This is a genomic window from Ferrimonas sediminum, from assembly GCF_900100175.1.
In the GTDB taxonomy this organism is placed as follows: domain Bacteria; phylum Pseudomonadota; class Gammaproteobacteria; order Enterobacterales; family Shewanellaceae; genus Ferrimonas; species Ferrimonas sediminum.
Genome location: NZ_FNEM01000019.1, coordinates 14,736 through 39,091 on the forward strand (window position 1 = coordinate 14,736; position 24,356 = coordinate 39,091).

Annotated in this window: 27 protein-coding genes; 18 read left to right on the forward strand and 9 right to left on the reverse strand. The window is 55.8% G+C overall.

Annotated elements, in window-relative coordinates; genetic code table 11:
* The first annotated feature begins 2 nt into the window (after window positions 1-2).
* The 7 genes from BLT77_RS16950 (at window position 3) to BLT77_RS16980 (ending at window position 6,063) form a co-directional block, all read left to right on the forward strand.
* A complete protein-coding gene (locus tag BLT77_RS16950) occupies window positions 3-716 on the forward strand; it encodes a tetratricopeptide repeat protein (protein WP_143026669.1) in 714 nt (237 codons plus the stop codon).
* A 99-nt stretch (window positions 717-815) separates the two neighbouring features.
* Window positions 816-1,481, forward strand: a complete 666-nt coding sequence (locus BLT77_RS16955; RefSeq protein ID WP_090367616.1) for a 4Fe-4S dicluster domain-containing protein — start codon at window positions 816-818, stop codon at window positions 1,479-1,481.
* 5 nt (window positions 1,482-1,486) lie between these two features.
* Window positions 1,487-2,431 (forward strand): NrfD/PsrC family molybdoenzyme membrane anchor subunit, encoded by a 945-nt coding sequence (gene nrfD, locus BLT77_RS16960; protein ID WP_090367618.1) that lies wholly within the window; start codon window positions 1,487-1,489, stop codon window positions 2,429-2,431.
* 49 nt (window positions 2,432-2,480) lie between these two features.
* Window positions 2,481-3,002: a nitrous oxide reductase accessory protein NosL gene (locus BLT77_RS16965; RefSeq protein WP_090367619.1), complete on the forward strand. Its 522-nt coding sequence runs from the start codon at window positions 2,481-2,483 to the stop codon at window positions 3,000-3,002.
* 9 nt (window positions 3,003-3,011) lie between these two features.
* Window positions 3,012-4,337, forward strand: coding sequence for a nitrous oxide reductase family maturation protein NosD (nosD, locus tag BLT77_RS16970; RefSeq protein ID WP_090367622.1), 1,326 nt, complete (start codon window positions 3,012-3,014; stop codon window positions 4,335-4,337).
* Complete coding sequence (locus tag BLT77_RS16975; RefSeq protein ID WP_090367624.1) at window positions 4,334-5,242, forward strand: ABC transporter ATP-binding protein; 909 nt, start codon at window positions 4,334-4,336, stop codon at window positions 5,240-5,242. The genes nosD and BLT77_RS16975 overlap by 4 nt, the downstream gene beginning before the upstream one ends.
* On the forward strand, window positions 5,242-6,063 hold the full coding sequence (locus BLT77_RS16980; protein ID WP_090367626.1) for an ABC transporter permease: 822 nt from the start codon (window positions 5,242-5,244) through the stop codon (window positions 6,061-6,063). The genes BLT77_RS16975 and BLT77_RS16980 overlap by 1 nt, the downstream gene beginning before the upstream one ends.
* A 33-nt stretch (window positions 6,064-6,096) precedes the next feature.
* Here BLT77_RS16980 and BLT77_RS16985 read toward each other — a convergent pair whose 3' ends face one another.
* Together BLT77_RS16985 and mutY are read right to left on the reverse strand one after the other, a co-directional pair.
* Window positions 6,097-6,372 carry an oxidative damage protection protein gene (locus tag BLT77_RS16985; RefSeq protein WP_028114193.1) on the reverse strand — a complete coding sequence of 92 codons (276 nt, stop codon included), beginning with the start codon at window positions 6,370-6,372 and terminating at the stop codon, window positions 6,097-6,099.
* A 56-nt stretch (window positions 6,373-6,428) separates the two neighbouring features.
* The gene (gene mutY, locus BLT77_RS16990) at window positions 6,429-7,472 is read right to left on the reverse strand and encodes an A/G-specific adenine glycosylase (protein WP_090367628.1); all 1,044 of its coding nucleotides are present in this window, start codon (window positions 7,470-7,472) and stop codon (window positions 6,429-6,431) included.
* Window positions 7,473-7,562: 90 nt separating this feature from the next.
* Here mutY and trmB point away from each other — a divergent pair, with 90 nt between their 5' ends.
* The 5 genes from trmB to BLT77_RS17015 all read left to right on the forward strand — a co-directional run bounded on the left by trmB (window position 7,563) and on the right by BLT77_RS17015 (window position 11,524).
* Window positions 7,563-8,276 (forward strand): tRNA (guanosine(46)-N7)-methyltransferase TrmB, encoded by a 714-nt coding sequence (gene trmB, locus BLT77_RS16995; RefSeq protein ID WP_090367630.1) that lies wholly within the window; start codon window positions 7,563-7,565, stop codon window positions 8,274-8,276.
* A gap of 11 nt (window positions 8,277-8,287) precedes the next feature.
* Window positions 8,288-8,629 carry a YggL family protein gene (locus tag BLT77_RS17000; protein ID WP_245709986.1) on the forward strand — a complete coding sequence of 114 codons (342 nt, stop codon included), beginning with the start codon at window positions 8,288-8,290 and terminating at the stop codon, window positions 8,627-8,629.
* Window positions 8,629-9,543, forward strand: coding sequence for a glutaminase B (glsB, locus tag BLT77_RS17005; protein ID WP_090367632.1), 915 nt, complete (start codon window positions 8,629-8,631; stop codon window positions 9,541-9,543). Before BLT77_RS17000 ends, glsB begins: the two co-directional genes overlap by 1 nt.
* Before the next feature lie 151 nt (window positions 9,544-9,694).
* Entirely contained in the window at window positions 9,695-10,498 is an 804-nt protein-coding gene (locus BLT77_RS17010; RefSeq protein ID WP_090367634.1) for a DUF2884 family protein, read from the forward strand.
* 96 nt (window positions 10,499-10,594) lie between these two features.
* A complete protein-coding gene (locus BLT77_RS17015) occupies window positions 10,595-11,524 on the forward strand; it encodes a LysR family transcriptional regulator (RefSeq protein WP_028114187.1) in 930 nt (309 codons plus the stop codon).
* A gap of 738 nt (window positions 11,525-12,262) precedes the next feature.
* Here the strand turns inward: BLT77_RS17015 and hemW are convergent.
* From hemW to BLT77_RS17050, 7 genes are all read right to left on the reverse strand, one after another.
* Window positions 12,263-13,405, reverse strand: coding sequence for a radical SAM family heme chaperone HemW (gene hemW, locus BLT77_RS17020; RefSeq protein ID WP_218126947.1), 1,143 nt, complete (start codon window positions 13,403-13,405; stop codon window positions 12,263-12,265).
* On the reverse strand, window positions 13,405-14,004 hold the full coding sequence (rdgB, locus tag BLT77_RS17025) for an RdgB/HAM1 family non-canonical purine NTP pyrophosphatase (protein ID WP_090367638.1): 600 nt from the start codon (window positions 14,002-14,004) through the stop codon (window positions 13,405-13,407). The genes hemW and rdgB overlap by 1 nt, the downstream gene beginning before the upstream one ends.
* Window positions 14,005-14,070: 66 nt before the next feature.
* Window positions 14,071-14,508, reverse strand: coding sequence for a DUF4426 domain-containing protein (locus BLT77_RS17030; RefSeq protein WP_090367639.1), 438 nt, complete (start codon window positions 14,506-14,508; stop codon window positions 14,071-14,073).
* 77 nt (window positions 14,509-14,585) lie between these two features.
* Window positions 14,586-14,873 carry a DUF167 family protein YggU gene (gene yggU / locus BLT77_RS17035; protein WP_090367641.1) on the reverse strand — a complete coding sequence of 96 codons (288 nt, stop codon included), beginning with the start codon at window positions 14,871-14,873 and terminating at the stop codon, window positions 14,586-14,588.
* Entirely contained in the window at window positions 14,870-15,415 is a 546-nt protein-coding gene (locus BLT77_RS17040) for a YggT family protein (protein WP_090367643.1), read from the reverse strand. Before BLT77_RS17040 ends, yggU begins: the two co-directional genes overlap by 4 nt.
* A 23-nt stretch (window positions 15,416-15,438) precedes the next feature.
* Window positions 15,439-16,254 carry a pyrroline-5-carboxylate reductase gene (proC, locus tag BLT77_RS17045; RefSeq protein ID WP_281241982.1) on the reverse strand — a complete coding sequence of 272 codons (816 nt, stop codon included), beginning with the start codon at window positions 16,252-16,254 and terminating at the stop codon, window positions 15,439-15,441.
* Between the two features lies 1 nt (window position 16,255).
* Window positions 16,256-16,939, reverse strand: a complete 684-nt coding sequence (locus BLT77_RS17050) for a YggS family pyridoxal phosphate-dependent enzyme (RefSeq protein WP_090367645.1) — start codon at window positions 16,937-16,939, stop codon at window positions 16,256-16,258.
* Window positions 16,940-16,967: 28 nt separating this feature from the next.
* On the opposite strand from BLT77_RS17050, the gene BLT77_RS17055 reads away from it, so the two are divergent.
* The 6 genes from BLT77_RS17055 to BLT77_RS17075 all read left to right on the forward strand — a co-directional run bounded on the left by BLT77_RS17055 (window position 16,968) and on the right by BLT77_RS17075 (window position 24,348).
* Window positions 16,968-17,999, forward strand: a complete 1,032-nt coding sequence (locus BLT77_RS17055; protein WP_090367647.1) for a type IV pilus twitching motility protein PilT — start codon at window positions 16,968-16,970, stop codon at window positions 17,997-17,999.
* Between the two features lie 8 nt (window positions 18,000-18,007).
* Window positions 18,008-19,123, forward strand: coding sequence for a PilT/PilU family type 4a pilus ATPase (locus tag BLT77_RS17060; protein WP_090367649.1), 1,116 nt, complete (start codon window positions 18,008-18,010; stop codon window positions 19,121-19,123).
* 95 nt (window positions 19,124-19,218) lie between these two features.
* Window positions 19,219-19,851, forward strand: coding sequence for a TetR/AcrR family transcriptional regulator (locus tag BLT77_RS17065; RefSeq protein WP_090367651.1), 633 nt, complete (start codon window positions 19,219-19,221; stop codon window positions 19,849-19,851).
* 7 nt (window positions 19,852-19,858) lie between these two features.
* Window positions 19,859-20,023: a hypothetical protein gene (locus BLT77_RS20360; protein ID WP_176819365.1), complete on the forward strand. Its 165-nt coding sequence runs from the start codon at window positions 19,859-19,861 to the stop codon at window positions 20,021-20,023.
* 355 nt (window positions 20,024-20,378) lie between these two features.
* A complete protein-coding gene (locus tag BLT77_RS17070) occupies window positions 20,379-22,616 on the forward strand; it encodes a putative bifunctional diguanylate cyclase/phosphodiesterase (RefSeq protein WP_090367653.1) in 2,238 nt (745 codons plus the stop codon).
* A 436-nt stretch (window positions 22,617-23,052) separates the two neighbouring features.
* A complete protein-coding gene (locus BLT77_RS17075) occupies window positions 23,053-24,348 on the forward strand; it encodes an NAD(P)/FAD-dependent oxidoreductase (protein WP_090367654.1) in 1,296 nt (431 codons plus the stop codon).
* The last annotated feature ends 8 nt before the right edge of the window (window positions 24,349-24,356 follow it).

A 24,356-nucleotide genomic window follows, 5' to 3' on the forward strand; every position in this document is an offset into this window, starting at 1 on the left:
ATATGATTAGCCTGGCTGTAGCAATGAGTGTGGTGCTGTTGGTGGTGACTTCCTTCATCATCGGCTATCACCTGCGGCTGACCGCACTGTTGCCCGCTATCGGCAACGCAAAGGCACCAACCGGTGTTGCCGGTGGCCCAGGCCGCGCTCCGATAATCAAGGGGACTCCCCTTATTATGCTGACCTTTCTCATCTTCTCATCCCTGCTGTTGTATTGGCACCTGGGGCGCTATTCAGACTGGAATCGTGCTACTCCCCAGGTTCGGGTCGACTACCTGCTTCAGGCCGCCATCAATCAGAGCCGGCTGAGTGCCGAGCAACATCCTCAGGATCCTCAGGCTCAGTTGCGATTGGTGGAGGACTATGCCGCCGGTGGAAAGTATGCCGAAGCGGTTAACGTACTGGAGTCGCTGCTGGCACAGTCCGGTGCCAGCGCCGGCTTGCTGGGGCTGAAGGCAAAATATCTGTATTACCGCGACGGACGCCAACTGACGCCGGAGGTGAAAAGCCTGACCCGAACGGCGCTGGAGCGGGATGACACCGAGTTTACGGCACGGGAGTTGCTGGCCAGCCATGCCTATCGCCAGGGTCAGTATGACCTGGCTATTGAGCATTGGCAGCGGCTGTTGCAAGGCGATGTCGGCCTGGCTCAGAGACGGGCCATCGGCAATGCCCTAACCCGTGCACAGGCAAAAATACTGACTGGTCAGCCCTGAGCCTGGGGGCGGCGATGACGCAGCAGATAATAACGATAGAGATGGTTGGAGGATGATGTGAAACACATCGATTTACCGAGACGGAACCTGCTTAAGGGCATGGGCGCCGGCTCTCTGGCTCTGGCGGCGGCGGGGTGTGGATCGACGGATCCCACGGTGGCCGAGTCCGGAGCACATTATGTGATGTTGTTCGACCAGAGCAAGTGCGTGGGCTGTGGTCGCTGTAAAGAGGCCTGCAACAAGGCCAATCACCTGCCGGAAGGGGTAGCGAGGCTGACCCTGGAGCGACAAAGCGATCGTGAGCCGGGAGCGGTGTGCCCCACCTGCGGCAAGACCGAATGTAATTGCCAGCGCAAATACGTACGGGTGTCGTGTCAGCAGTGCCAGAATGCGCCTTGCGTGATGGTCTGCCCCACAGGCGCCGCCTACCGCGACCCTAAGACCGGTATTGTTACCATGGACGCCGACAAGTGTGCCGGCTGCAAATACTGCATCGCCGCCTGTCCTTACAAGGTGCGTTATATCAATGAGGAAACCGATGTTGCCGATAACTGTGATTTCTGCCTTCACAGCAAGTTGGCCAAAGGTGAACTGCCTGGCTGTGTCTCGCAGTGCAAGTTCAAAGCCCTGGTGTTCGGTGATGCCAATGATCCGGACTCCTACGTCAGTAAACTGCTGGCGGTGAAAAATACCAGTCGGATTAAGCCGCATCTCGGTACTGAGCCGAGCCTGCACTACATCGCCATTACCAAGCCTGAGGTGTAATCATTATGAATGGAATCGATTTTTCCACCGGGCTGACCCATGGCATCGCCTGGCCCTGGCCTATTGCCGTGTACCTGTTTTTTGCCGGTATCTCCGGTGGCGCCCTGAGCGTGGCTTTGCTGCTGCGTTTCTATAAACAGCAGCAGAGCAACACCCCATTGCTGAAGGCGGCCACCCTGGTGGCGTTTGCCACTATCTGCCTGGGGATGTTATGCCTGGTGCTGGATCTTACCAATCCACTGTTTTTCTGGAAGATTCTTGTTTACTACAACCTGAACTCGGTGATGTCCCTCGGGGTGATCGTGTTGATGGTGTACATCCCTCTGGCCGCGGTTATGGCGGCCATTGCCCTGCGGGATGAGTTGGTGGCGATTGTGCCGCTGGCCTGGCTGGTTCCGTGGCTGGATCGTCTGCTGGCCTGGCGCCGGCCGATGGAGATGCTGGCGTTGGTGCTGGCTGTGGCGGTCTGTGCCTATACCGGCTTCCTGATCTCGGCCCTTATCAGCTTCCCTATCATCAACACCTCACTGTTGCCGGCGCTGTTTATCGTATCCGGTCTGTCTGCGGGAACAGCGATGGCCAAGATGGTGGCGGTGACCTGGTTCAAAGAGCCGCTTCACAGCAGTGAGATGCAGCTGTTGCATGGCGCCGAGTGGCCGATCATGGCGGTGGAAGGGATGTTCCTGTTTATGCTCTTCAGCGGTTTGATTTTTGGTGATGCCACCAGTCAGGCCGCCACCGGGGCGTTCTCTCAGGGCGGTTGGTCCGGCCTGTTCTGGTTTGGTGTTGTAGGTCTCGGTTTTGTCCTGCCTTTGGTCGTGAATTTTGCATTCGGTCAACGATTTGCGCATTCCGCCAAGGCATTCTATCTGACAGGAGGCAGCGTGGTGAGTGGCATGATGTGCCTGCGTCTATTCCTGTTGTATGCCGGTCAGATCTACACCATCTGATTATCAAATAGTGGGGAGGTCTCCTCCCCCTGACGTATTGAGAGTTGTTATGCGAATCTTGCCATTTTTACTAGTTGCACTCGTTTTGTCCGGTTGTGGTCAGTCACAGGCGGAGTCCACCACCGTTGCGGCTTCAGAGGCCGCAGTGACCCACATCGATGAACAGCGACGTTGTCATCAGTGTGGCATGTTCATTACCCGCTACCCTGGCCCGAAAGGGGTGGTTAAGCTCAAGGGGCAGCAGGCGGCGATGGCATTTTGCTCCACCGGCGATTTGTTCCAGTTCATTCTTCAGCCCCAGAACCAGCGTCAGGTGACGCAAGTCTGGGTACATGACCTGGCCCAGACCGACTGGGATAAGCCTGCCGACTCGGCTTTTATGGATGCCCACGAGGCCTGGTACGTGGCCGGCTCCTCCCGCCATGGCGCTATGGGCCCAACTCTGGCGAGTTTCAGTTCTGAAAATGTGGCCAACGCTTTTGCCAACTCCTACGGTGGCAAGGTGCTGCGTTTTGACCAGCTGACCCTGGATAACCTTGGCACCATGGCCGGCCATGGGCACAAACATTAAGGGTTGGCGATGATTTCGAGCGGCTTCCGGTTATCTCAATGGCTGTTGTGGGCATTCTGTCTGTTACTGTCTCTCCCTCACACCGGTGAAGCCGCTCATTTTTCTGTTTCTACCGTGTCGCAGCTGCAGCAAGCGTTGCAGCAGGCCGGTGCCGGGGATCGGTTATCGCTTGCTCCCGGGCTGTACCGTACTCAACTGCATATCGACAAGCCTCTTACCTTGAGCGGTCCGGCCAGCGCCATTATCGATGCCGGCGGCCAGGGCAGCGCCATCATCGTAGCCAGTGATGATGTTCGCATCGACGGCCTGACCATTCGTAACTGGGGCGCGGATCTGTACCAGCTCGATGCCGGCATTCGCGGCCGTGATGTATCCCGTATTCAGGTAACCAATTCCCGTCTTGACGGTCCCGGGTTCGGGATTCGGTTTGATAAGGGCGAGGAGTTTGAGCTGCTGGGTAATCGCATCGAAGGGGATCGCCGCTTGCGGGTGATCGAGCGGGGCGACGGCATCTATCTGAAAGGGACCGGCTCTGCCCGCATTGCCAATAACCGGCTGATTGGCGGCCGTGACGGCGTCTATGTGGAGTCCTGTTCCGGGGTGGTCATCGATGATAACCGCATGAGCGAACAGCAGTATCCGGTCCATTACATGTACGCCAAAGACTCAGTGGCCAGCGGCAATGACAGCTGGGATGTGGTGGGAGGCTACGCCATCATGGGGTCGCAGCGCATCGAGGTCATCGGCAACCGGGTTCGTGATGCCATCGAGTTCGGCGTGCTGCTCAATATCACCAACGACTCCGTGGTTCGGCATAACTATGTGGCCAGGGTGTCTAACCCCAGGGCCGCCGACATGTTTGATGGCGAGGGCAAGGGGGTCTTTATCTATGGCGCCCGTGACAACGAGGTCAGCAGCAATCACTTTCAGTCTTCGCAGATAGGCATCTCCATGGCCATGGGAGGCGAGGGTAACCTCATCTACGACAACCTGTTTATTCATAACACCGTGCAGGTGAAGTACGTCGGTGAGCATGTGCTGGACTGGAGCCACCGCGGGGTGGGTAATTTCTGGAGCAGCTACTCCGGCTGGGATCTGGATGGCGATGGCATCGGCGATCAGAGTTATCGCCCCAATGATGCCCTGGATCGGCTGTTCTGGATCTATCCGGAGGGGCGGTTTTTGATGGACAGCCCGGTGGTCAGCGTCCTGCGCTGGCTGGAACAGCAATTTCAAACCGCAGACAGTGCCGGGATCAGCGATCACCGGCCTAAGATGGTGCCGCAATGGCAATGGCAGCCGCAACGGCCAGCCAGTTGGAGCAATGAACAATGACAGACAGTGCAGTAACCGTCAGTGGCGCGGTAAAACGTTTTTCCGGAGTCAACGCCTTAAACGGGGTCAGCCTGGAGCTGCAGCACGGGCAGCTGCTGGGGTTACTCGGTCACAACGGGGCCGGCAAGACCACCCTGATAAAGCTTATTCTCGGCCTCAACCGGCCCGATGAGGGCCGGGTCAGGGTGCTGGGACAGGACCCGGCGCTGGCGGCCAATCGTGCCGGGCTCTCTATCGGTTACCTGCCGGAACACGTCAGCCTGTATGACAACCTTACCGGACTGGAGTTGCTGACCTATTTTGCCCGCCTTCGAGGGATCGGAGCCCAGCGGGTTGAGGAGGTGCTGGAGCAGTTGCAATTGGCCCATGCACAGTCTCGCAAGGTCCGGACCTACTCCAAGGGGATGCGGCAACGGCTGGGGCTGGCCCAGGCAATACTGGCCAAGCCCAGGGTGTTGATCCTCGATGAACCCACCGTCGGCCTGGATCCCCAGGCCTCGACGATGCTGTATCAGCAGGTGGCCGGCCTACGGCAGCAGGGCTGTGCGGTGATTATTTGTACTCATGAACTGACGCTGATCGACAAGCACCTGGACAGTGCCCTGATTCTGGCCAAGGGCCGGGCGGTGGCACAGGGCAGCATCTGGGAGCTGCGGCAGAAGCATCGGTTGCCGACCCGGGTCGAAGTGGCGGGAGCGGAGCGGCTGGCCGGGAACGATATGCAGCTGGCGGCGCTTTACGACCCGGCGGAACAGGCGTTTATGGTTCCGGATGGCATGCGCAAGCCCCTGCTGGAAAGGCTGATTCACCACCATGGTGTATTCGATTTTAATGTGTTGCCACCGTCGTTGCCGCAGATCTATCACGACTGCCAGCATCAGGCGCTGGCTGAGGAGGTGGCCTGATGTCCAGCCCGGTATTGATTGTTGCCCATAAAGAGTTTATCGACGGCTTTCGCCATCGCTGGTTGTTGTTTGCTTCGCTGATATTCGCCTTGTTGTCATTGGCGGTGGCGTTTCTGGGCTCGGCTGTGAATGGCCAGTTGGTGGCGCCGCAACTGGCGCCGACCATCTCTGCTCTGGCGACCCTGGCTGCCTTTATGATCCCGCTGATCGCCTTGTTATTGGGGCATGACAGCTTTGTCGGCGAACAGGAGGGGGGAACCCTGTTGCTGCTGCTCTCCTATCCCATAAGCCGCGGTCAGCTGTTGCTGGGAAAATTCATCGGTCAGGGGGCCATTCTGGCGGTGACCTGCCTGTTGGGGTTTGGGGTGACGGCGATTGCCATGGGGGTGACGATGGGGGCCGAGCAGGCTTCGGCAGTGATGTCGGCGTTTGTGCTGTTTATTACCAGTGCCACCTTGTTGTCCTGGGTATTCCTGTTGCTGAGTTATCTGGTCAGCCTGTGGGTCAGCACTAAGGGGCGGGCGGTGGCCGTGGGTCTGCTGCTGTGGTTTTTGCTGGTGCTGCTGTACGACCTGGTGCTGTTGGCGATGATCGTCGCCGAGGGCGGAGAGCTGTGGGTCAAGGGGCTGATTCTGGCCAATCCGGTGGATCTGTTCCGGCTGTCTAATCTGTTGTATGTGGGGCACGACTCGGTGGTAGGGGTACTCAGCGTGGTGACCGCATCCAGTTTCAGCTTCGGGCTGATGTTGCTGCTGATGCTGGCCTGGCTATCGCTGGGACTGGTGGCGACCCGGACCCTGTTTCAGACCCGGGCCATCTGATAACAAAACAGCCCGCCAATGCGGGCTGTTTTATTATTCGCTTTCTGGCGGCCGGTAGCCTTCAATTTCGACGTCTTTGCCCTCGAACAGGAAGGCGGTCATATGTCCTTCCAGCATCTGCCGGTGTTCCGGGTTCATCATGTTGAGCTTGTGCTCGTTGATCAGCATAGTCTGCTTTTTCTGCCACAAGCCAAACGCTTCTTTGGATATGTTGTCGAAGATCTTTTTACCCAGTTCGCCCGGGTACAGCTGAAAATCCAGGCCATCAGCTTCTTTGTTCAGGTATTGGCAAAATACGGTGCGTGCCATGGTCGTATCCTTAGCAGATTGATTGTTGTCTTTATACCAAATTCGCGGTCTGAAAACTAACTTAGCCCGCCGGTCGCCAGTTTCGTCAGCAGGGTTTCGGTGGGGGCAGGCAGCCCTACCTGCGGCGGCTCATTGAGGTTAAACCAGCGCGGACCCGACTCGGCGATCAGGCCGGTGGTCGAGGCCAGCTTCAGCAGCAGGGGCTGAATGTGCAGGTGATAGTGGCTGAACGTGTGGCGAAAGGCCGTCAGTGGCCGACAGTCATTATCGAGCCGGTGTTGCTGCAGGTAGTCCTCGAGTTGCTGCCGATCCTCAAACTGAGGGAAACACCACAGTCCGCCCCAGATCCCTGACGGCGGCCGTTGCTGCAGCAGCACACGGTTGTCATGGATCAGAATCAGTTGCAGGCAGTGCTTTTCAGGCTTGTCCTTCTTGGGTTTCTTTCCCGGGTACTCGGCGATGGTGTTGGCAAGATAAGCGCGGCAATCCTGATTGAGAGGGCATTGCTGACAATCGGGTTTGCTGCGAGTGCAGATCATGGCGCCCAGGTCCATCATCGCCTGGTTATAGGCATGAATCCCTTCGGTGGGAGTGAACTGTTCGGAGGTTTGCCACAGCGAATTCTCCACCGCTTTTTTCCCCGGCCAGCCACCAATGGCCCGGTGGCGGGCCAGCACCCGTTTGACGTTGCCATCCAGAATCGGGTGGATCTGCCCCAGTGACAGCGACAGCACCGCCCCGGCGGTGGAGCGGCCGATGCCCGGCAGGGCCATGACCTGCTCTATGTCGGTGGGAAACTGGCCCTGATGCTCCGCCTGAATCCGTTTTGCTGCGGCGTGCAGGTTGCGAGCACGGGCGTAGTACCCCAGTCCGGTCCAGTGGTGCAGAACGTCATCGACCGGGGCCTGGGCCAGGGACTCGATATTCGGAAAGCGCTGCATGAATCTCAGGTAATAGGGGATCACTGTAGTGACTTGAGTTTGTTGCAACATAATCTCTGAGATCCATACTCTGTATGGGCTCTTTTGCTGCTGCCAGGGCAGCGTTTTACGCCCGGCGAGCTGGTACCACTCAATCACCCTTTCAGAAAATGGTTTCATGCTCGCTTCCATCGAATATCTACCTAAATTACAATTGCCGCTTTTCGGCGTCACAGTGTAACGCCTGAGGCATATCGCGAGAAGGTTGAGATGACTGAAGAGCAAAAGCCAGAGCTGCCTGAGGGCAAGCATCACCGCCGTGTGCGGTCTTACGTAAAACGGGAAGGGCGAATGACCAAGGGTCAGGCCCGGGCAATGGAAATCTACTGGCCTACCATGGGGTTAGAGCATGGTGACGGCATGATTGATATGGCCGAAGAGTTTGGCCGTGACGCTCCCGTGGTGCTGGAAATTGGCTTCGGTATGGGTAAGTCGCTGGTGGAAATGGCGGCGGCCGAACCGGATAAAGATTTTATCGGCATTGAGGTGCACGGCCCCGGCGTCGGCGCCTGCCTGATGGCCGCCGAGGAGCAGGAGGTGAAAAACCTGCGGGTATTTGAGCACGATGCTGTCGAAATTCTGTCCGATTGCATCAAAGATGAGTCGTTGGATCGGGTTCAATTGTACTTCCCTGATCCGTGGCACAAAAAGCGCCACCACAAACGTCGTATCGTGCAGCCTGAGTTTATTGAAACCGTGCGCCGTAAACTGAAAGTCGGCGGCGTGTTCCATATGGCCACCGACTGGGAGCATTACTCTGAGCATATGCTGGAAGAGATGAGCGAAGCGCCCGGATTTACCAACACCGCCGCCGACGGGACCTTTGTGCCTCGTCCGGATTTTCGACCATTGACCAAATTTGAAGCTCGAGGCCAGCGCCTGGGCCATGGAGTTTGGGATTTGATTTTCGCCCGTAGCGAGTAGGAGAGACACCGATGACCATGATTCCAACAGCCAAGAACCGTAGCCGTCGTTTGCGTAAGAAGATGCGTATCGACGAGTTCCAGGAACTGGGCTTTGATTTGAGCTGGCGATTCAATGATGAGGTCAGTGAAGAGCAGATCGATGCTCTGGTGGATCAACTGATTGCCGAAGTGATTGAACCGCAGGCACTGGGTTTCTCCGGTGGTGGCCATAAAGAGTGGGATGGCATCATCTGCACTCAGAAGTTGGGTAAGTGCACCGAGGCTCACCGCCAGGCCATTGAAACCTTCTTCGCCGATAAGCCGGTCAGCGATGTTAAAACCTCCGAGTTGTACGACATCTGGTGGGGATAATGCCCGATAAGGCGTTGTTGCAAAGCATCCACGCCGAAGCCCTGCCCTTAATCGGGCAGGGTCATGTCGCCAATTACATTCCGGCGTTGGCCGGGGTGTCGGCCAATCGCCTCGGCATTGCCATATGCAGTGCCGGTGGCGGGGTGGTTGGGGCTGGCGATTATCTGGAGCCGTTTTCCATTCAGAGTATCTCCAAGGTGTTTTCTCTGGTGCAGGCGATAACCCTGTACGAGGAGCAGGAGATGTGGAGCCGGGTAGGCAAAGAGCCATCGGGCAATCCGTTTAACTCTTTGGTTCAGCTGGAGTTTGAGCACGGCATTCCCCGTAATCCCTTTATCAATGCCGGCGCCCTGGTGGTGGCGGATATGTTGCAGGGACGGCTGTCTGCGCCTAAGCACCGAATGCTGGAGCTGGTGCGGGAGCTGTCGGGAAATCCCAATATCTATTCCGACAAGATGGTGGCTAAATCCGAGTATGATCATTCGGCCCGCAACGCAGCCATCTGCTATCTGATGAAGTCCTTCGGCAACTTCGAAAATGACGTTGATGAAGTGATGAAGAGCTACTTTAACCATTGCGCCATCCGCATGAGTTGTGCCGATCTGGCCAGAGCCTTTTTCTTTCTGGCTAATAAAGGGGTGTGCCTGGAGGGGCGGCGCCTGATAGGCGAGCGCCACAGTCGCCAGATCAACGCCCTGCTGGCTACCAGCGGTCTCTATGATGGAGCCGGGGAGTTTGCTTACCGGGTGGGCATGCCGGGAAAAAGCGGGGTCGGTGGTGGCATCGTGGCGGTGATTCCCGGAGAGATGAGCGTCTGCGTCTGGTCTCCTGAACTGGATGAGTCCGGTAATTCACTGGCGGGCACCCGCATGCTGGAGCTATTGGCCAAGCGCCTGGGTCGATCGATATTCTAACCAGTCAACGGATGGTTATTTCAACCACATTGTGGTCATTTTTCATTTTCCCCGTACCCATGAATCAACTAAGTTTCTGATTTAATTGATTTAAAATTCTTGGCCTGATTCTGGCATTGTATTACTCAGTTCACACTTATGGAGCAGAGCGATGACATTATCGGGCCAGGTTGGCGTTGTACTTCTTTCTTCTACCCTGTTTTGTGCCGCGGCCAACGCCAGCGAGTGCAACTTCTCTTTTAACCATGACCTGATTGTCAGTGACAGCGTGCTCGAACTGCAGGAACAGGGCAAAACCCTGTATCGCTATGAAGGCGGCGAGCTGATCATCGATGGCAAGGTTCAGGATCTGGATGGCGATCAGCGTCAGGCCTTGTCGCAGTTTCAGCAGGCTTATTACCGGCAGATGCCTGCAACCATGGAGCTGGTGGATGAGGCGCTGAGAATGGCCGGGGTTGCGCTGGACACCATTTCGGTGCAACTGCAGGAGATGGGCATTGATGCCGCCAGCCTGCAGGGAATGATGGACACCATTGCCGAGTCAGTGAATCAAAAAGTGGCGCGGGAGGATGGCTCCTATCGGGTCGTTTCCGGCGACTTTGAGCAGTTTGGCGATCAATTCGACCAAGAGTTCGAGCAGCAACTGGAGCAGGCTATCAGCCAGTCCATGGGTAGCCTGATGATGACACTGGGGGCGGAGATGATGAGCGGCGACAGTGGCAGCTTCGAACAGAAGATGGAGCAGTTTGGTCAGCGTATGGAACGCATGGGGGAAGAGATCGAGCAGCAGTTCGAAGGTCAGGAGCAGCAGTTTGAAGCCTGGGCCGAGCAGGTCTGCACTCAGTGGCAGCAACTGGACGAGATGGAGGACCAGTTGATGGAGCAGGTGCCGCAGTTGCAGAAGTACGATCAGCTTAGGATTGAGGGGCAATCCCTGGCGTCAAAATGGTTTTAATGGGCAAATAATCTCCCTTGTTGCGGCATGCCTGGCATTGCCGCTTTTTTTTTGCCGGCTAAAAGGGTTCAATGTATGGGTTAACCGGAGAGTGTCATGCGAGAGTTGTTAGAACCCATAGTGATCTACACCCATGTTGTCCGAGCCCAGGGATTTTCTGCGGCGGCGCGGCGGTTGGGCATTTCCAAATCGAAAGTCAGCAGTCAGGTGAGCCTGCTGGAGCAGCAGATGGGGGTGCAGCTGGTACAACGTACCACCCGCTCCCTGAGCCTGACGGAAGCCGGCGAGACCCTGTATCGTCATGGTGAGTCGATTATCCGCGAGGTGGACTCGGCCGTGGCCAACGTTCAGAGCCTGCATCATGAGATTCGCGGGGTACTCAGAGTCGGCATTACCCAGGCTTTTGGTGCCATGCACCTGATGCCGCTGATACCGGACTTTATGTCCAGGTACCCCAATCTGGAGCTGGAGATCAGCTTCTTGGATCATAAGGTGGATGTGGTTAATGAGGGGCTGGATCTGTTGCTGACCATGTCGGAGCAACTGCCGCTGGGGATGGTGGCCCGGCCGCTGATGGACTGCCGGTTTGTGTTGGTTGCTTCGCCAGATTATCTGGCAAAGCACGGCGTACCTCGAACACCTGATGATTTGGTTCAGCATAACTGCTTGGTTTATAAGAGCGAATGGTATGAGCATGCGGTCTGGGAGTTTAAGCGTGGCAGTGATGAGAAGAAAATTCCGGTGAAGGGAAACTACCGGGTGGATGACGCGCCAGCATTGAAAGAGGTGGCTAAGAAAGGCTTGGGGATTGTCTACCTGTCAACTTATCTGCTGGAGAACGAGCTCCAGGAGGGCGACCTGATTCCAATCCTGACCGAATGGAGCCTGACCCACCCTCTGGCTCTGCAGGCCGTTTACCCGAGGCGACAAAACCTGGCGCCAAAAGTGCGGGCGTTTACCGACTTTGTTAAGGAGAGTCTGGGGGAAGTACCGCCCTGGGACCGAAAGTTGGCGCTGTTATTGTAGCTATTGCCGGAAACATTGTTCTTAGGTTGAAACAATGGTGTGATCTGGGTCGGCATGATGGCGTAACCTGTTGATTCTTAAGCCATGTAGATTCGACTTTAACTCATGTTGATGCTGGCTTGTTGCTCTGATGTTGGTTCATTAACATTGGTTGGCTTGCCAATTGTTCTGATATGAATACAATGCTTCACATCAGCCGAGATTGAAGCTTGTTGAAATTGACCCCTTCGATAAGCCAGCCGTTCAGTTTCGCTGTTGTGATGGAGAGTTACCTCGCGGTTCGCCATCACAGGATTATTGAAATCCATCATCTGGAATTTTGGCCCCGGTCGGATCCGGGGCATTTTTCAGCGGCAGGATTACCCTCTGTACCCTACATAATAAAAAGCTCAAAAGCTTTAAGAGTGGTAGCCGGGCGATGGGCAGCGTCAAAAAACAATAAAATAGCCCAATATAATAAAAAGAGATGGGAGAGCCGAAAGGCTCTCCCTTTTTCTTTGCCTGTCTGTTAGTAAACGCTGGAAACTGTATCCAATATCCTGGCTTGCATTGTTTGCTGTACGAAACAACCAGGGCGGGAGTGAGCGCCAAAGTGGGCGGCTGGCTGGTTTTTTCACCCCGTTTTGCGCCTGTTGTTGCAGTACATTCAGGGGGCGGGGGGATGCGTGATGCTCAGGCCGCGTCCTGGCTACGCCTGGAAATTGTTACTGTGTCTGAACTGTCACCAAAACCAGAGCGTTACTCTGGCAGAAACATTCCCAGTAATTCATTGAGGTAGCGGTGCCCCAAGGGGGTCAGTTGCATCTGTTGTCCATCGATGGCAATCAGCCCTTTGCGCTCGGCTTCAGACAGGGTGCCGGCAACTTGGGCCTGAGTCAGCGGGGTGCGCTGACTCAGCTCTGCCAGCGGCATGGGCTCCATCAGCCTCAACCGGTTCATGTAGTATTCCAGCGCCATGTCGTCATTGACGACACCTGTCTCGGTGTCGAGGTAACTCCGCTTAGGATCCAGGTAGCCTTTGGGGTGGCGGATCTTGGTGGTACGCACTATCCGGTTTTCCCCTGGCTGACTGAGTTTGCCGTGGGCGCCGCAGCCGATGCCCAGATAGTCACCAAAGCGCCAGTAGTTGAGGTTATGATCGCAGCGATAACCGGGTTTGGCCCAGGCGGAGATTTCATACTGCTGATAGCCGGCGTCCAGCAGTAACTGCCGCCCCTGTTCAAATATCTGCCACTGTACCTCTTCGTCGGGAAGAGTAGGTGGCCTGGATGCAAACTGGGTATTGGGCTCAATGGTCAACTGGTACCAGGACAGGTGGACGGTGTTGTGGGCGATGGCTTGCCTGAGGTCGAACAGCGCATCTTCCGTACTCTGTTGTGGTAAGCCGTGCATCAAGTCGATGTTGATGCGCTCAAAGCCAGCGTTGGCGGCGGCTTCGATGGCAGCATGGGCCTGGTTGTCATCGTGGATGCGCCCCAACTGAATCAGTTTCTGTGGCTGAAAGCTCTGAACACCGATGGACAGGCGGTTGACTCCAGCATGGCGGTAGCCTTCAAACCGGCCCGCTTCCAGGGTGCCTGGATTGGCTTCCATGGTGATTTCGGTGTCAGGAGCGAAGCCGATTCGGCTCTGAATTCCCTCTAAAAGCCGGGCAATCTGGTCGCTGTCGATAAGCGAAGGTGTGCCACCACCGATGAAGATACTGTGCAGTTGTCGTCCCCCGGCGCCGTCGAGGTCGCCCTCGAGATCCTCCAGCAGGGCATCGATGTACTGCTGCTGCGGAATCGGGCCTTTTCGACCGTGGGAGTTGAAATCACAGTAGGGACACTTCTGCTCACACCATGGAATATGAACATAAAGTGACAGTGGTGGCAGCTGCATCATTGAATGATGCCCTTCTCTTTCAGTTCGGCCAGCAGCAGCTTCATGGCTTTGCCACGGTGGCTGAGGCGGTTTTTATCATCCGAACCCATCTCGGCAGCGGAGCGGGTGTCGCCACGGACCAGAAACACCGGGTCGTAACCATGCCCCTGTTCGCCGCGGGCATGATCGAGGATTTCACCTTCCCAGCTGGCCTGGCAGATGATTGGGGTTGGATCTTCGGCGTGGCGCATAAACACCAATACGCACTGAAAACGGGCGCTGCGTTCCGGCTTGCCTTCCATCTCCTGTAGCAGTTTTCGCCAGTTGTTCTCCGCGTTGGAGGGTTCGCCGGCGAAACGGGCGGAGTAGATACCCGGCTTGCCATTGAGGGCGTCGACCTCGATTCCTGAATCGTCGGCGATGGCCGGCAGGCCGGTGGCCTGAGCGGCATTGCGGGCTTTGATAATGGCATTCTCGACGAAGGTCAGGCCATCTTCGATAGCTTCAGGAACCTCAAATTCACTCTGGGGAGCAACGCGAATAGGGAAATCGGCCAGTAGGGTGGCAAACTCTTTGACTTTACCGGCGTTGCCGGTAGCCAGGACAATCTGTTTCATGGGCTAAATCACTTAAACCAAAGCTCGGACTGGAGATTCTAACTGAGCAATGGCCACAGCGCGATATCAGTCTACGTAGAACTTCTGTTCAAATTGTAAGTTGGTGTCCAGATCGGTGCCATTGTTGATGTCGATGCTGAAGGTGAAGGTCTCTTCGTTCCTGTGTTCGATCTCAGCGATGTAATAGATCGCATCACCTTCTCTAATCTCTTTAAATCTTAGGTTTTTCTGACTGCCTAGGAGATTCTGGGCGTAGCCGGTGATCTCTGCTGAAAGGGCTGTGCCAACCTTATCCTGAGAAGTGTCCTTGACCATGATGTTTACTAAGCCGATGTAGCGGCTGCGGGTAATGTCATAGTTCTTGGCGATACTGGGGGGAATAAAAGTACTGCCAAAGGAGACGTAATGAATGGCGTAGTCTCCTACCTGAACCTTTTGTTCTGCCTGCGCTGGCAGTGACAGGGCCAGGCTGAAAACCAGCATTGCACCTAGGCGTGTAAACATAACGAGCTCCTTTCTTAGTATGTCGGTAGTAATACCAGAGGTCGCCAGAGGCCATGAGCCGCTGGCGACTTCATTTATTATAATAGTTGTTCAATGGATTCGGGGATCTGCCTTGGGCTGTCAATCTGTATCTGTTTGTGGCGCCCCAACTCGCCCTTGCGAATCTGCACCTGTCCTTTGGCGACTTTGAACTGCTTGGCGAGAAATTTGGTCAGGTGGGCGTTGGCCTTGCCATCCACCGGTGGAGCGGTAATGGCCACCTTGAGTTCATCGCCGTGTACTCCTACCCATTGGTCACGACTGGCCTTGGGTTGTATGTACAGATTTAGCAGCAGGCCATCGGCCTGCCGCTGCACTGGCTTCAAATGATTCTCCACAACGGCAGTAGGTCACCGAGGAACAGGTTGATGAAGTTCATGCCGATCAGCAGCACCATTACCGACAGATCCAGGCCGCCCATGACGGGAATCACTCGGCGAATGGGGGCCAGTACCGGTTCGGTGATTTGATGAAACAGGAACTCGATGGGGTTTTGCCCCTGGCTGATCCAGCTCATGATGGCGCGAATGATCAGCACCCAGAACAGCAGCATGCCGGCTTCTTTGACCACGCTGATGGCGGCCAGGTAGAAGGTCATGGGATCAAAAGCGGCTCCCTTGATGGCCATCAATACCAGCCACTTTGCCAACGCGACCAGATAGGCGAGCACCACTCCAGCCAGATCCAGACTACCCAAGGAGGGGATGACGCGACGCAGGGGAGACAACACCGGGTGGGTGGCTTTGACGACGAATTGACTGAAAGGGTTATAGAAATCTGCTCTGGCCCATTGTAGCCAGACACGTAGAAGCACCACCATCAGGTAGAGGTTAAACAGGGTGGAGATCAAGTAAAGAGTTGCATTCATGGGATGACAATCCGTTTAGAAAATTAAAAAAGTTTGGCCATTTCCTGGGCTCGGCTGACCGCTGCCTTCATGGCACCGTCGACGGTCTTCCTCAGCCCCTGATGTTCAAAATGTTCGATGGCTTTGGCGGTAGTGCCGCCTTTTGAAGTAACCCTGGCGCGCAACTCGGCCAGGGACAGCTGCGGATTTTGTTTGACCATGGCGGCGGCACCGACGGCGGTTTGCTCAATCATTTTCCGGGCTTGCTGGGGGGAGACGCCCAGGCTGTCGACGGCGCATTGCTCCATCGCTTCCATCATCAGGAAGAAATAGGCCGGTGCACTGCCGGCACAGGCGATGACTTGGTCGATGCCGCTCTCTTCTTCAACCCAGACGATTTCGCCCACCGCTGACATCAGGGTCGAGGCCAGCGCCTTGTCCTGTTTGAGGATGCCCGGAGCGCCGAACAGGCCGGTCATCCCTAACCCCAGTAGCGAAGGGGTGTTGGGCATGGCACGAACCACTCTTACCGGCTGTTGCAGGTATTCGGCGATGCGATCACAGGTAACACCGGCGGCGATGGACAACACCAGGGTCTGGCTCAGATCCAGCTGTTTCAGCTGTTCACACACCGACTTAAGAATTTGCGGTTTAACCGCCAGTACCAGCACGTCGGCCTCGGCGATCTGAAGGTTGTCGGTACTGGTGCGAATGCCGAAGCTCTCCTGAAGCTCATCAAGTTTGCCTCGGCTGGGGTTACTGGCCGCGATGGCGTCGGCGGGATAGCCGCCGTTTACCAGACCACTGATGATGCTGCGGCTCATGTTGCCGGCACCGATGAATGCGATGGTTGAGGTCACTTTACTTCCTTGCGCCAAAAATTGCGGTACCCAGGCGTACCATGGTACTGCCCTGCTCGATGGCGGCGTCGAGATCGCCGCTCATGCCCATGGACAGGGTATCGATACCACCAAATCGTGATTTTAGCTCATTAAACAGCTTTTTAACCTGACTAAATTGTTGCCTTTGATGTGCAGGATCGCTGCTGGCCATGGGAATGGCCATGACGCCTCTCAGGGTCAGATTGGGCAGGTCGTGAATCTGCTCGGCCAGTGACATCAGCTCATCGGCAGCCACGCCCGACTTACTGGCTTCATGGCTGACGTTGACTTGAATGCACAGATTCAGCGGCGGCAGCGACGCCGGCCTCTGCTCCGACAGCCGCTGGGCAATCTTGAGTCGATCCACACTGTGGACCCAGTCGAAGTGCTGGGCGATGGGGCGGGTCTTATTGGACTGAATCGGGCCGATAAAGTGCCAGATGATCGGCAGTTCGGCCAATTGCTGCTGTTTTTCCAGTGCTTCCTGCAGGTAGTTTTCGCCAAAGTGGCGCTGTCCGGCTTCGAACGCCTGCTGCAACAGAGGTGCGGGTTTGGTTTTGCTGACCGCCAGCAGGGTGATCTGGTCCGGATGGCGATCACTGTTCCGGGCGGATTGTGCAATCCGTTGCTGGGCCAGACTCAACTGGTCTGCTATGGTTGTCATAATTTTCAGCTAATTTCTTGTCAGATAAATGGATATTACTGAGCTTCTTGCCTTTAGTGTAAAACACAACGCCTCCGATCTGCACCTCTCCTCCGGGGTTGCGCCAATTATTCGTGTCGATGGTGAGGTTCGCCGTCTCAATGTGCCTGAGCTGGACCATGCCACCATACACAGTCTGGTGTATGACATCATGAACGATAAGCAGCGCAAGGAGTATGAGCAGAACCTGGAGATTGATTTCTCATTTGAAGTGCCGAACCTGGCTCGCTTCCGGGTGAATGCGTTTCACCAGGCCCGCGGCGCGGCGGCGGTGTTTCGCACCATTCCCAGTACTGTCCTCAGCCTGGAGCAGTTGGACGCACCGGATATTTTCCGTCAGATCGCATCGTTTCCCCGGGGGCTGGTGTTGGTCACCGGCCCGACTGGCTCGGGTAAAAGCACCACCCTGGCGGCCATGGTGGATTACATCAATGCCGAACGCCGGGACCATATCCTGACTATTGAGGATCCCATTGAGTTCGTTCACCAGCCTAAAAATTGCCTGATCAATCAGCGTGAAGTTCATCGCGATACCCACAGCTTTAATAATGCCCTGCGCAGTGCACTGAGGGAAGACCCCGATGTGATTCTGGTGGGGGAGATGCGGGATCTGGAGACCATCCGTTTGGCGCTGACGGCGGCAGAGACCGGTCATCTGGTGTTTGGCACTCTGCATACCACCTCGGCGGCTAAGACCATCGACCGGGTAGTGGATGTGTTCCCCGCGGCGGAGAAGGCGATGGTGCGCACCATGTTGTCGGAATCGCTGCAGGCGGTGATCTCTCAGGCCTTGGTGAAAAGAGTTGGCGGCGGCCGGGTGGCGGCTCATGAAATCATGATGGGGACGCCGGCGATTCGTAACCTGATTCGGGAAGATAAAGTGGCGCAGATGTACTCTGCCATTCAGACCGGCATGAGCTACGGTATGCAGACTCTGGAGCAGAGCCTGACCAAGCTGGCCAATCAGGGAGTCATCAGCCGTCAGGACATGATGGCCAAGCTGAACGTCAGCTCGTTCTAGGAGTCGCAATGGAGATCAACGTCCTGCTGGCCCAGATGGTCAGCCGTAAAGCCAGCGATCTGTTTATCACCGTGGGTTTTCCACCCAGTGCCAAGATCGATGGTGTGATGACGCCGCTGACGGATCAACCGCTGACCGAGGAGCAGGCATTATTGATGGTGGAGGCGGTGATGACCACCGACACCAAACAGCAGTTTCACCAGCACCGGGAAGCCAACTTTGCTTACAGTTTTGATGAGCAGTTGGGGCGATTCCGGGTGTCGGCGTTCTGGCAGCGGGAGCACCCCGGTATGGTGATGCGGTTGATTGAAACCCGTATACCGACTCCGGAAGAGCTGCACCTGCCGGCGATCATGTCCGAGGTGGCGATGATGAAGCGCGGGCTGGTTATCATGGTGGGGGCTACCGGAACCGGTAAATCCACCTCGCTGGCGGCCATGGTGGGCCATCGCAATGCCAACCAGGCCGGCCACATTCTCACCATCGAAGACCCCATTGAGTTTGTTCATCAACACCGGAAAAGCATGGTGACCCAGCGGGAAGTGGGGTTGGACACCGAGTCGTTCGAGGCGGCGCTGAAGAGCTCGCTCAGGCAGGCTCCGGATGTGATTCTTATTGGTGAGATTCGCAGTCAGGAAACCATGGAGTTTGCCCTGGCCTTCGCGGAGACCGGGCATCTGTGCATGGCGACGCTGCATGCCAACAATGCCAACCAGGCGCTGGATCGCATCATGCATCTGGTGCCGAAAGAGAAGCATCGCCAGCTGTTGTTTGATCTGTCTCTGAACCTGAAAGCGGTCATGGCCCAGCAGTTGGTGCCCAGTGTCGACGGTCAGGGACGGCGGGTGGCCATCGAGGTGCTGCTCAATACGCCCAGGGTAGCGGATCTGATTGCCAAGGGGGAACTGCATGAGCTGAAGCAGGCGATGGCCTGCAGCACCGAGCAGGGCATGCAAACTTTTGATCAGGCGCTGTTCACTCTTTACCAACAGGGGCAGATTAGCTATGAGAATGCCCTGCATCACGCTGACTCTGCCAATGATCTGAGGCTGATGATCAAGCTGCATTCCAGAAACCAGGGCAGCACCAGCAGCCTGGACGGGGTCACCATCGAGTTGGATTAATTCATCAATCACCGAGATTAAGATGAATTATTGCGGTGCCTTAGTCTGCTACGGTACCTTAATATTCATCGATTGATGAATATTAAGGTACCGTGATGGCCAATCGACAGGGTCGACCCGTGGGTGACTCCGATGCCCGCCAGCGTTTGATCGACGCCGCCCGCAAACAGTTTTCCTTTGCTCCTTATGAAAAGGTTTCTACCCGTCAGATCGCCGAAGAGGCGGACGTCAATGCCGCGCTGATTCGATACTACTTTGCCAATAAGTGGGGCTTGTTCGAGACCATGATGGCGGAGACGGTCGCTCCCATCTCCGAAAAGGTGCTGCAGGCACAGCAGAGCAAGGATTTCGAGTCCATCAGCGTGGTCATGCGGACCTATAACCAGGTGATGGCGGAAAGCCCCTATTTTCCGCGTCTGGTGTACCGTTTGCTGTCTATGGAGGGCTCCGCCGGTCAGGTTCAACAGTTGCAAAAACTGATTCATGGCGTGTTTTCCCACGGAGAAAATTTGATGTTTGAGGATCTGGCCGAGAAAGGTGGACTCAAACCCGGCGTCGATCCTGCCCTGGCCCGCCTCAGCTTCGCCAGTCTGATGGTGTTTCCCTTCCTGGCGCCGCCGTCGATGTTGAAGGTTAATGGAATTAAGGTCGATGACGATTTTTACTATCGCCTGGCGGAGCACAACATCGCCTTGCTGCAAGCGGGCCTGCTGAAACAACCGGAGTAACCGTTCCATGCCCGATACCGGCCTTCTCGCCCCGGTATCCAAATATGAGGCAGGGGGAGCGGGAGATCGAGTTAGGATTCAGGGCGATGATCTGCAACAGCTAAAACGGGTGTTGGTTCTGGTGGGTGAGAAACGCCAGTATGACCGCCTGGCCCTGGCGGAGCCGTTGTAGGAGATCGCCCTTTTTCGAGTAGGAGATGGGCGGTTATTAGTTTTATAAGATTATGATATTTAGGGATTAGTTTTATCGCAGTTGGTATTCGTTGATGATTGCCTTTAAGGCCAGGATATGGCGTCATCTATGCTGGGAGACTAGAGTTAGGCTTACCGATCTGCCCGCGTTTCACTCCAATAACCCCTCCTGCTACCGGGCTCAGCCCCGTTGCCGAGGAGGTCAGTTTTACCGTCGTTGTACGCTGCCTGTCCTGGTGGCGCTGTCCGCAGGATGCGGGCGAGGCTCAGGGAGCAACCGGTTTACCGGTAACAGGCTGTGAGAAGGTTCCCGCCTTGAGATAAGAGGTGCAAGGATGCAATGGATTTTCGCTCGGCCACTGAAGTGGCGACTGGCCCTGTTGTTTGCTGTGATGATGGTGGCGGGGGCCGTCATCAGTTGGCGCCTGTCTGATATGGGAATGCGTCTTGTCGATGCCAGCACCAACCTGGTGCAGAACAAGATTCCCGAGTTGAGCAAAACTCACCGGTTGAGGTATCAGATTTTGGTACTCAAAGGGCTCCTGGTGGATGCCGAGCGGGCCGGTATCTCCAGTGGGTTGCATCAACAGCTTGAGTCTACCGTCCGTCAAAGTACTCAGTTGCTGGCCGAGTTACAGCAGCAACGACACCGACCGGCCTTGTTTCAGGAGTTGCAACTGGTTTTATTACAGCTGCAGCAGTGGCCAGCGTCATCTTCTCCTCGAGCTGAATCCCTTTCTCAACTGGCGGAGATCAGCGAGCTGTTGCTGTCTGTGCTGGACGGAATCGATTCGGGGCTGATGAGCGATGCCGGTGATTACCAGCAAATGGTGCACACCGTCACCGAGGGGGCCATGCGCCTGGTGGTGCAGTTCCTGTTGTTGCTGTGGCTGGCCATTGCTCTGATCGTTTTTTTGTCTCTGATTTTTTTGCGGGAGCATCGCCGCCGGCAACGGCTGAGCATGTTTCCCGAGCATAACCCGGAACCGGCTCTTGCCTGTGATTATCAACTGACCCTGAAGTACAGTAATCCCGCCTGCGCCCGTCTGGCTGCTGAGTTGGGTTTTGACTGCTCCCAGTTGATGTTTGGCAAGTTGCTTGAGGCTCTGAATTACACTGACGGCCTTGAAGCCATGAAGGAGCATAGGTTGACGTTTTGTGGCCGGACTCTGGCGGTGACTGTGGTGATGCTGGATGAGCTGGATCGCGTCCATATGCACATTAAGGATGTGTCGGAGGCACAGCGGGTACAGGAGTTAATGGAGCATCGCAGTAACCATGATTTTCTGACCGGGTTGCCGAATCGGCGCCGTTTTGAGTACGACATCGATTATTGGCTCACTCATCAGAACTGTGAATTGGTGGTGGGGATGCTGCATCTGGACCGATTCCAGCGGGTTACCTCTGCTGTGGGCTTCGGCGGCGGTGATGGAGTGCTGATACGGGCTACAGAGATACTGAGCAACCAACTGCAGAAATTGGCACTGCCGGATCAGCCTATTGCGCTGTATCGTTTCGAGTCAACCCGCTTTGCCATGCTCTGGGTTGGTAACCATCGTCCGGAAGCGGTTTCCAGGCTGGCGGCCAAGGTGAAAGCGGCGTTTCGTCAGCCAGTGGTGTGCGGTCGCAGTGAGCGACAGTTTTTCTTTTCCCTGAGCCAGGGGTTCTCCTCTAGCAAAAACTCCAGCCGCGATGCCGGTAGCCTGATCCGGGATGCGGACTGTGCCGCCGGTCGGGCGGTGGGGGAGGGAGGAGACCGGGTCTGTTTCCACTCCGAGCTCCAGAGTCAGAAAGAGCAACGAAAACTGAGATTGGAGCAAGATCTTCGTTATGCGCTGGAGCGTAATGAGTTGCAGGTGTATTACCAGCAGCAGTGTTGTGAAAGCGAATTCATCAGCGCTGCCGAGGCGCTATTACGTTGGCAGCACCCTGACTTGGGGATGATTCCTCCGGATGAGTTTATTGAGCTGGCTGAGCAATCGGGTCAGATCATCGAGATTGGTGAGTGGGTGCTACAGCAAGCCTGTGAACAGGTGAAAAGCTGGAACCGTGAAGGGCGGCGCATGGGGGTGGCCATCAATGTGTCGGTGAAACAGCTGGTGGTGCCGCAGTTTGTTGATTCGGTGAAAGAGGTGTTGGCGCTGACCAAGGTGGATCCGTCGTTGATTGAGTTTGAGCTGACTGAATCGATGCTGATGGAAAACCTAGAAGCCGGCAAACAGGCGATGCTGAAGATCAAGGCGATGGGAGTCCGTTTTGCCATAGACGACTTCGGCACCGGTCACTCGTCGTTGGCGTACCTGTCTCAACTGCCTTTCGATGTGCTTAAGATTGACCACAGTTTTGTCAAACAACTGCCTCGGGATCCGCACTACTGCAAGGTCACCAAGGCGATTCTAAGCCTGGCTAAGAATCTGGGGCTGACGGTCGTAGCCGAGGGGGTGGAGCAGCAGGAGCAGATGCGCTGGCTACGTCGGCACGGCTGCGATCTGATGCAGGGGTATCTGCTGGGGAAACCGGTTTCGGTACCGGAGTTCCGCAAGTTGCTGGCGCTGCAGCCAGTGGTGCACTGATGGAACCGAAGCTGGTTTGACCTTGTTACCCACTCTAAGAAGGCGTCACTGCCTGATCGTGGTCAGAAAAGCAGCTACGACATTTTCTACTTCTATTTCAGCCACCTTGATAATGTGGCTATCGATACCAGCTCAGGTTGGGAAATCCCGTAATTGAGTTTCAGTCGGTGAAAGTTACCCCTGAAATACCTTCGAGTTAGGGCGCGCCTTCTGTGGGCTTGTTCCTGTTTTTGTGCATCCATGAGTGGTTGATCATAAAGAGTTAAGTCGAACTAATGTCCGTTTGAAAGGGAATGACGGCGTTGTTAGACTGCCAGATGGCTCGATAAGGGTCACACTTGCCAGGATGCAGAGCGTGATCAGGGCCGGATTTTGGCCCGGGAGTGAGCTGTAACGACTGGTGGTTGCTCAATCAATCCCGCTGTGGAGTGTCACAATGACCAAAATTGTAATCGTTGGCGGCGGCGCCGGCGGCATGGAGATCGTTACCAAGCTGGGACGAAAGCTGGGCAGAAAAGGGAAGGCGGAGATCACCCTGATCGACCGCTGTGATCACCATATCTGGAAGCCATTACTGCATGAACTGGCCACCGGCAGCCTGGATGAGGGGCTGAACGCGCTGGATTACCGCATGCACGCCTCTCAAAATGGCTACCGTTTTGAACAGGGGATGCTGGCGGGACTCAATCAGGTTGATCGCCAAGTAGTACTGGCACCGATGTTGGATGAGTTTGGCGCCGAGATCCTTCCGGAGAGAAAAATCGGCTATGACTATCTGGTGATCGGTGTGGGCGCCGTCACCAACGATTTTGGTATTCCCGGGGTGCAGGAACACTGTGATTTCCTGGATCTGACCGAACAGGCGATGGCGCTGAGAAAGAAGATTCGTCACCGTTTTTTACGCTACGCGAAAGAACACAATGTGGAGCAGGAACACTTCGAGATCTCTATCGTCGGCGCCGGTGCAACCGGTGTGGAGATGGCGGCCGAGATGCATCATGCCGCTGACACCCTGAGAGGCTATGGCTATGATATTAGAGAAGACCTGTTGCAGGTTAACTTGATTGAAGCCACAGATCGGGTGTTGCCCCGCATCGATAAACCGCGCATCTGTAATGCCGTGGCCAAGGAGCTGGCCAAGCTGGGGGTCAGGGTAAAAACCGATACCAGAATCAGTGAAGTCACCCCCATGGGGATGCATACCGCAGATGGTCAGTTTATCCCTTCTGACATGGTGTTATGGTCGGCCGGAGTGAAGGGGCATCCGTTTCTGGCCACTTTGGGACTGGAGGTAAATCAGGCGGATCAGATTATGGTCCACCCCAGTTGCCAGAGTCTGAGCAACGATCGCATCTTTGCCTTCGGCGACTGTGCCGCCTGCCCTCAGGAAGACGGCAGCTGGGTCCCCCCCAGAGGACAGACGGCCCGGCAGATGGCACTGCTGGTAGGGGATAATATCGAGAAGCTGATGGCCGATCCCCAGGCGACACTGGATGGTTATGTTTATAAGGATCTGGGATCCTTTGTGAACATGTCCAAGTTTCACACCGTGGGTAACCTGATGTCGTTTGTGGGGGGGGGCATGACGGTGGAGGGTAAGATGGCGCGGCTGGTTTATACCTCACTGTATCGACGTCACCTGATTGCCCTGCATGGCGTCAGTAAGGGGTTGCTGTTGATGTTGTTGAACGGGCTGCAGCGCATCATGCGACCGGAGTTGAAACTGCACTAGCAACCAAG